The sequence below is a fragment of the Ruania alba genome (assembly GCF_900105765.1).
GTDB lineage: Bacteria > Actinomycetota > Actinomycetes > Actinomycetales > Beutenbergiaceae > Ruania > Ruania alba.
On record NZ_FNTX01000002.1, the window covers coordinates 2539170 to 2546226 of the forward strand.

The 7057-nt window shown below is 66.4% G+C and carries 5 protein-coding genes and 1 pseudogene; 5 read left to right on the forward strand and 1 reads right to left on the reverse strand.

The genetic code is table 11. The features are described 5' to 3' along the window. Positions 1-68: 68 nt before the first annotated feature. From BLU77_RS21640 to BLU77_RS21660, 5 genes are all read left to right on the forward strand, one after another. Entirely contained in the window at positions 69-1196 is a 1128-nt protein-coding gene (locus BLU77_RS21640; RefSeq protein WP_089775621.1) for a branched-chain amino acid aminotransferase, read from the forward strand. 82 nt (positions 1197-1278) lie between these two features. Further along, positions 1279-2391: a branched-chain amino acid aminotransferase gene (locus BLU77_RS21645; RefSeq protein ID WP_089772864.1), complete on the forward strand. Its 1113-nt coding sequence runs from the start codon at positions 1279-1281 to the stop codon at positions 2389-2391. 150 nt (positions 2392-2541) lie between these two features. After that, positions 2542-3687: a LacI family DNA-binding transcriptional regulator gene (locus BLU77_RS21650; protein ID WP_175477283.1), complete on the forward strand. Its 1146-nt coding sequence runs from the start codon at positions 2542-2544 to the stop codon at positions 3685-3687. Between the two features lie 747 nt (positions 3688-4434). Continuing rightward, on the forward strand, positions 4435-4941 hold the full coding sequence (locus tag BLU77_RS21915; RefSeq protein WP_139177884.1) for a hypothetical protein: 507 nt from the start codon (positions 4435-4437) through the stop codon (positions 4939-4941). A gap of 235 nt (positions 4942-5176) precedes the next feature. Then, positions 5177-6874 carry a LamG-like jellyroll fold domain-containing protein gene (locus BLU77_RS21660; RefSeq protein ID WP_089775627.1) on the forward strand — a complete coding sequence of 566 codons (1698 nt, stop codon included), beginning with the start codon at positions 5177-5179 and terminating at the stop codon, positions 6872-6874. On the opposite strand, the pseudogene BLU77_RS21665 reads toward BLU77_RS21660, so the two are convergent. Beyond that, a pseudogene (locus tag BLU77_RS21665) lies at positions 6871-7057 on the reverse strand (bifunctional 3'-5' exonuclease/DNA polymerase); the annotation flags it as partial. The gene BLU77_RS21660 and the pseudogene BLU77_RS21665 overlap by 4 nt on opposite strands.

Sequence of the window (7057 nt, forward strand, 5' to 3'; positions counted from 1 at the left end):
CCAGCCCCAGCGCCCGTTCCCCACCTGCCCGCGAGGGCATCGGAATCGAAGACCAGGTGGAAGGGCCCATGACCACAACAACGCACCCCCGCTCCGGCGCCACCCACGACGGCGTCCCGCACTACCCCGTGCACCGGAACCTCTCCCCGTGCCCTGCTGAGCAACGCCAGCAGGTGCTCGATGCACCGAGATTCGGCACCCGGTTCACCGACCACATGGCGCGCGCCCGGTGGACACCGGACACCGGGTGGGCCGACCGCCGGGTGGAGGCGTACGGCCCGTTGCGGCTGGACCCTGCGGCCGCCGTGTTGCACTACGGCCAGGAGATCTTTGAAGGCTTGAAGGTCTACCGGCACGGGGACGGTTCGGTGTGGGCATTCCGGCCGGCGCTGAATGCCGCACGGTTCGCCGCCAGTGCCCGCCGGCTCGCCCTGCCGGAGCTCGACACGGACGACTTCTTGGCGTCGATCGCCGCGTTGGTGAACGCGGACGTGGACTGGGTTCCGACCCTTCCTGGCTCCAGCCTGTACCTGCGGCCGTTCATGATCGCCTCCGAGGCTTTCCTCGGGGTGCGCCCCGCCGCCCAGGTCGACTACCTGGTGATCGCTTCCCCGGCGGCCTCGTACTTCGGCGGTGGTTTCGAGCCTGTCTCCATCTGGGTGGCCGACGGCCAGCACCGGGCGGGACCGGGCGGTACGGGCGCGGCCAAGTGCGGCGGCAACTACGCCGCCAGCCTGCTCCCGCAGCAGCAGGCCGCCGAGCATGGATGCGACCAGGTGTGCTTCCTGGATGCCGCCACGAACACCCTGCTGGAGGAGATCGGCAGCATGAACGTGCTGGTGGTCACCGACGACGGCACCGTGCACACGCCGGAGCTGTCCGGGACCATTCTGTCCGGGGTGACCAGGCGTTCGGTCCTGGACTTGTTGCGTGAGCAGGGCCGCACCGTCTCCGAGCGGCCGATCCCGCTGGCCGAGGTGCGGGAGGGACTGCGCGAGGGCACCGTGACCGAGGTGTTCGCCTGCGGCACGGCGGCGGTGATCACCCCGATCGGACGATTGGCCGGTGCCGGGTTCGACCTGACGGTCGGTGATGGTTCACCAGGCCCGATCACCAGTGCGCTGCATGCGACGCTCACCGGGATCCAGTACGGTACGTCGGCGGACGTGCACGGCTGGATGCGCCGGCTGGTGTGAGCAGGATCCGGTCCGTCCGTGCGCGTGCGGCGTGCCCGGGGCGGTACCGTCAGGGGAGACATCACGGTATGAGGGACATCACATGAGCAGCGATCTATCCAGTCCGTCGGGCGCTCCGACGTTCACGGTCCGCCCGTCCGCGCACCCGCGATCGCTGGCGGAGCGCGAGCAGGCGTTGACCGACCTGGCATTCGGCACTGTCTTCACCGATCACATGGTGCGGGCCACCTGGACGGCCGAGAACGGATGGCACGACGAGCGCGTCGTGGCGTATGAACCGATCAGCCTGGACCCGGCGGCGGCGGTGCTGCACTACGCCCAGGAGATCTTCGAGGGGTTGAAGGCCTACCGGCACGCCGACGGTTCCGTGTGGGCGTTCCGCCCGGACGCCAATGCGAGCCGGTTCGCCGCGAGCGCGCACCGGCTCGCTCTGCCGGAGCTGCCCGCCGAGCACTTCCTCGGCTCGATCGAGGCGCTGGTGAGTACGGACATGGAGTGGGTGCCGGACTCGTCCGGATCCTCGCTCTACCTGCGGCCGTTCATGTTCGCCTCCGAGCCGTTCCTCGGCGTCCGCCCGTCCAAGCAGGTCGACTACCTGCTGATCGCGTCCCCCTCCGGGCCGTACTTCACGTCCGGCTTCCAACCGGTGTCGATCTGGGTGGCCGAGGACTACCACCGGGCGGGACCCGGGGGTACGGGCGCGGCCAAGTGCGGTGGCAACTACGCCGCCAGCCTGCTCCCGCAGCAGCAGGCCGCCGAGCACGGATGCGCACAGGTGTGTTTCCTCGACGCGGCGACCAACACGTATCTCGAAGAACTCGGCGGGATGAACGTCTTCCTCGTGACCGATGACGGCGCCGTGCACACTCCCGAGCTGAGCGGCACGATCCTGGAGGGCGTCACCCGCCGATCGATTCTGCAGTTGCTGCGCGACGACGGTCGCGAGGTGCACGAGCGGCCGATCACCCTGGCCGAGATCAAGGAGCAGGTGGACTCGGGGCGGATCACTGAGATCTTCGCCTGTGGCACGGCTGCTGTGGTCACCCCGGTCGGCCATCTCAAGGGCACCGACTTTGATCTCACGGTGGCAGACGGTGAGTCAGGTGCGATCACGCAGTGGCTGTACCAGCATCTCACCGACCTGCAGTACGGGCGGGCGCCCGATCCGCACGGGTGGATGCGCCGCCTTGCTTAGATGGCGGCACCCGTGCCGTGGGCCACGCTTCTGACGCCGACATGCATCGCTCACTATGAGCGAATATCGCTCATAGTGAGCGCATATGTGTGTACAGTAGGGTGACCGTTGTCGAGGAGCAACAGCGTAGACGGGGAGGGTGCGGCTGACGTGGCACTCACCGGCGATGCCCCCCGCGGTTCCGGAACACAGTTGTCGGACCGGCAGCGGGACGTGCTCGCTCTCGTCGAGCGGCGGGGCACCATCAGGGTCTCCGATCTGGCGCACGAGCTCGGTATCTCCTCAGCAACGGCCCGGCGAGACGTCACCGTACTGGCGGTCGCTCAGCTCGTTCAGCGCACTCACGGTGGGGCGCGTGTGCTCGAGCCTCAGCAGTCGCTGCGCCACGTCGAATCCCTCCGGCCCGGCGACGCCGGGGCGATCGGAATGCTTGTCCCGTCGCTCGAGTTCTACTGGCCCGACGTCGCTCGAGGCGCAGAAGCGGCCGCTCGCGAACGCGGATTCAGCATCATGCTCCGTGAGTCCGAGTATCGGGCCGTCGACGAGCTGGGCGATGTTGACCGTCTCATCGCAGCCGGAGCGCGCGGCCTGCTACTCGCGCCGACGCTGGACGGTTCCACTGGGGAGCGAATGCTCGCCTGGCTCGCCCGATCGCCCGTACCCATCGTTCTGCTCGAACGTGACGCCGCTGCGAGTGAGCTGCACGAGGGTATCGACACCGTCGTCACCGATCACACCCATGGCGTCCAGAAGGCCGCACGACATCTCGCTGATCGTGGGCACCGGAAGGTCGGCGTCGCGCTCTCACAGAACTCGCCGCACACCTCCGCGATCCGTCGCGCCTGGGTCGGTGCGTGCGAACGGCTCGGCCTCACACTGCCCGCCGTGGACGCGACCGTGCCCCCACGGACCGATCCCGATTACCACACAGTCATCGACCAGGTTCTCGACGCCACTCGTGCCAGCGGCACCTCCGCTCTGCTCGTCCATTCCGATATCGATGCGATCCAGCTGGTTCAGCATGCCGACGACCGCGGTGTCGCCATCCCCGGCGATCTGAGCGTGGTGTCCTATGACGACCAGGTCGCCGCCATGAACCACCCGGCACTCACCGCGATCCGTCCGCCTCGCGAGGCCATCGGACGCACGGCGTTCGAGCTGCTGGCCGCGCGTCTCGCGGACACCGAGAGGCCGGCGCATCGCGTCGCCATCGGCCCGGCGCTCTCTGTCCGCGAGACCAGCGGACCCGCGCCCACCTCTGCTGAAACAGATCAGCCCATCCCGTCACACGAATAGCTGAAGGCCCCGCCAGGCATCTGACGGATCCGCGATTCCGGCCGTCGGGGACCACATCGGGCAGGTCCCGCGTTCGCATGACCTGAGACGCCACCCGATTCCGCGCGTCGGTGGAGCGCGTCGATCCCTTGACAGGTGATCGACGCGTGCCCTATTTTGCTCATATAAGAGCGAACGGGCCCAATTGATCGACTTTCGCTCATATCGGACTCGAGGAGGAGTGGGACAGGGGGTCCCGGAGGCCGTGTGGGTGGAACTTTGTGGTTGTGATGCGTCGGCGGATGTGGATGCCGGTCGGCGCCGGGTCCCAGTTTGTTCGCATGATCGCCACGCTCAACGAGGAGGAACGTTCCATGACGTCACGCGATATCTCCAGGCGCAGCGTGCTTGCGCTCGCTGGAGCGGCGGCGGCCCTGTCAGGTGGCCTCGGCCACGTCAGAGCATTCGCCGATACGGGAAGCATCGTCGACCGGCTTCAACCGGCACACCCGCGACTCTGGCTCGGGCCGGGAGGATTCGCTTCTATTCAAGCATCGATCGACTCCGATCCTCGAGCGGCCGACTGGTATGAGAATCTCGTCGGACTGGGCCAGCGAATTCTCAACCAATCGCCCAAGAATACGACCCAGATTCAAACCTTCTCTCGATCAGCCGGCGGGTGCGCAACAGCGTCTTCCGCATGTCGTTGCTGCATGGCTGACCGGAGAGGACCGCTATGCAGAGCGGGGTATAGCGGAACTAGAAGCCGTGGCCAACTTCCCCGACTGGTCTGACACCTTCCTGAGTACTGCTGAATTGGCTCATGCCTGTGCGATGGGATATGACTGGCTGTATCATCGCCTCTCCCATGACCAGCGAGATCTGATTCGTGGTGCGATCGTTGAGCTGGGGCTCAAGCAAGGGCTGGTGGAGTATCGCGACTCGGACCGGCACGGCAACAGCCCGCCATGGTCAACGGTGACGGGCAACTGGAACTTCGTGGGCAATGCCGGCATGGCTGCGGGGGCTCTGGCGATCGGCGACGAGGAACCTGAGGTGGCCGAAGAGGTCCTGCGTAGCAGTCTCGACTCTGTGGCCATTGCCGCTGCTGAGTTCGCTCCCGATGGGGCCTGGCCGGAAGGGATGGGCTATTGGGATACACCATGCGCTATTGGGTGTCCTACCTCAGGGCCTTTGAGTCCGCGGTCGGCACAAGCTTCGGCCTGTCCGACTCGCCCGGCTTCAGTGAGACGGGATACTTCCCGATCTACATGACCAGCCCGCTGGGGATGAACTTCAACTATTATGACACTGACCTCGTGGGGCGCCCGTATATTCCGGAGATGTTCTGGATGGCGAGCCGTATGAGAAGCCGTCATTCTCGTGGTGGGGGAATCTCGACCAGTCGGTCAGCCCGAGCGTAAGTTGCTCTACTTCGATCCGGAGGTCGAGGACAAGAACCCCATCGAGCAGGATTTGCCGTTCGACAAGTTGTTCCGCACGCGAAGCGGTGACACTGCGAGCAGCATGGGAACAGCCATTGACCACCTTTGCGGGATTCAAGGGAGGTTTCAATGACACCAGTCACGCCGATCTGGACCTGGGCACCTTCGTCTTCGATGCGTTGGGGCATCGCTGGGCCTCGGATCTCGGGAAGGACGACTACAGCCTTCCCGGCTACAACAATCGACGCGACGGCTCGCGCTGGACCTATTACCGCAAGCGGGCGGAGGGAAACAACACGCTGGTGGTCAACCCCGGTGCGGGTCCCGAGCAGGATCCGATGGCGAAAGCCGACATCGTGGAGCACGGGTTCGGCCCGCTGAGCGCGTTCGCCATCGCCGATCTGACGGCGGCGTACGCGAACCGTGGGGTCACCAGCTGGCGCCGGGGAGTCTCCCTGAGGGACCATCGGCGACAGTTGGTGGTCCGGGACGAGTTGCAGGCCTCAGAGCCGGCCGAGGTGTGGTGGTTCATGCACACCGAGGCTGAGGTCGACGTGGCGGCCGACGGCTTGTCGGCGGTGCTGAGCGTTGGTGATGACCGGGTCGCGGTCCAGATCGTCGAACCGGCCGAGGGTGTGCGTTTCTCGGTGCGCCCGGCGACTCCGCTCCCGTCATCGCCTGATCCGGAAGGTCAGAATCCCAACACCGGCGTGCAGAAGCTCACCATCGAGGCATCAGGTGTGACGGATCTGCAGTTGGCTGTGGTGTTCACGCCGCTGCGGCACTGGGAAGAGGTACCGGCCGGCACCGATCTGGATGAGATCGAGCCATTGGCGCAGTGGGCGATCCCGGCGTCCAAGCGTGAGGTGCCCATGCTTGCTGACCTGACGATCGACGGGGAACCGTTGACCGGCTTCGTTCCCGAGGTGTTCACGTACGACCTGCGCGGGATCGTCGCCGACGCCGTGGGGCAGCCGGTGCTCGAGGCACGCGCCGATGATGCTCGGACTCGTGTCAACGTGCGGCAGGCCAGTTCGGTCCCCGGGACCTCACGAATCGATCTGATTGCGCCCGGCTCGCCGCGGGTCCGCTATGAAGTCCACCTGGATTGGACGGTGCTGCAGCCGTTTGCGGATGCCTGGGACTTCCGGGACCAGGATCCCGCGCAGAGTGTGGCGGGGTCGGACAACGGAACGCTCGCAGTCCTGGGCCAGAGCACTGACGAGGAGCCGGGGGAGCCCGCATGGGTGAGCGCCGATCTCCCGGGCGGCGAGGCCACCGTCCTGTCACTTGAGCCTCGCGGACTGCCGGTGTCAGTGCCGGAGACGGCCGACGTGGACCTGTCGGCGGGCTTTGCCTTCGAGGCCATGATCTTTCAGCACAGGCGCACGACTCTGCCGCGGATCATGGCGAAGGGCGAGGGGGCGCAGCTGTGGATCTACGACGACGGCAGCCTGCGTGTTCGCGCGCACAGCGCCACTGGTGCGCGGTACGGGTGTACGTCAAACCCGGGGATGCTCCCGCTCGAGACCTGGGTCAACGTCCGGTTGACGTACTCGGCGGGTGAGTCCGGCGATCGGGAGTTCCGGATCTTCGTGGACGGTCAGGAGGTGAGCTATCAGTCGCAAGGAGACGCGGTACCTGCTCATGTGCTGCTCGGCGGCACGGGCAGTCCCTTGCTGATCGGGAATGCGGAATCGACGGTTCGCGGTCTCGATGGGCTCCTTGCCCAGGCGAGCCTGGCTGTTCCCGGAACTCCTTAGTCGGCGTCGCCGTAGTTCTCGACGATCGCCACGTCCAGCGGGAATGCCACCGGGGTCCGGCCGAACAACAACCGGCCGGCCTCGGTGGCGCTCGCCCGCACCTCCTCGGCAACATGTTCGGCCACGGGCTCCGGCGCGTGCACGATCACCTCGTCGTGCAGGAAGAACACCAGGTGCGGTCGC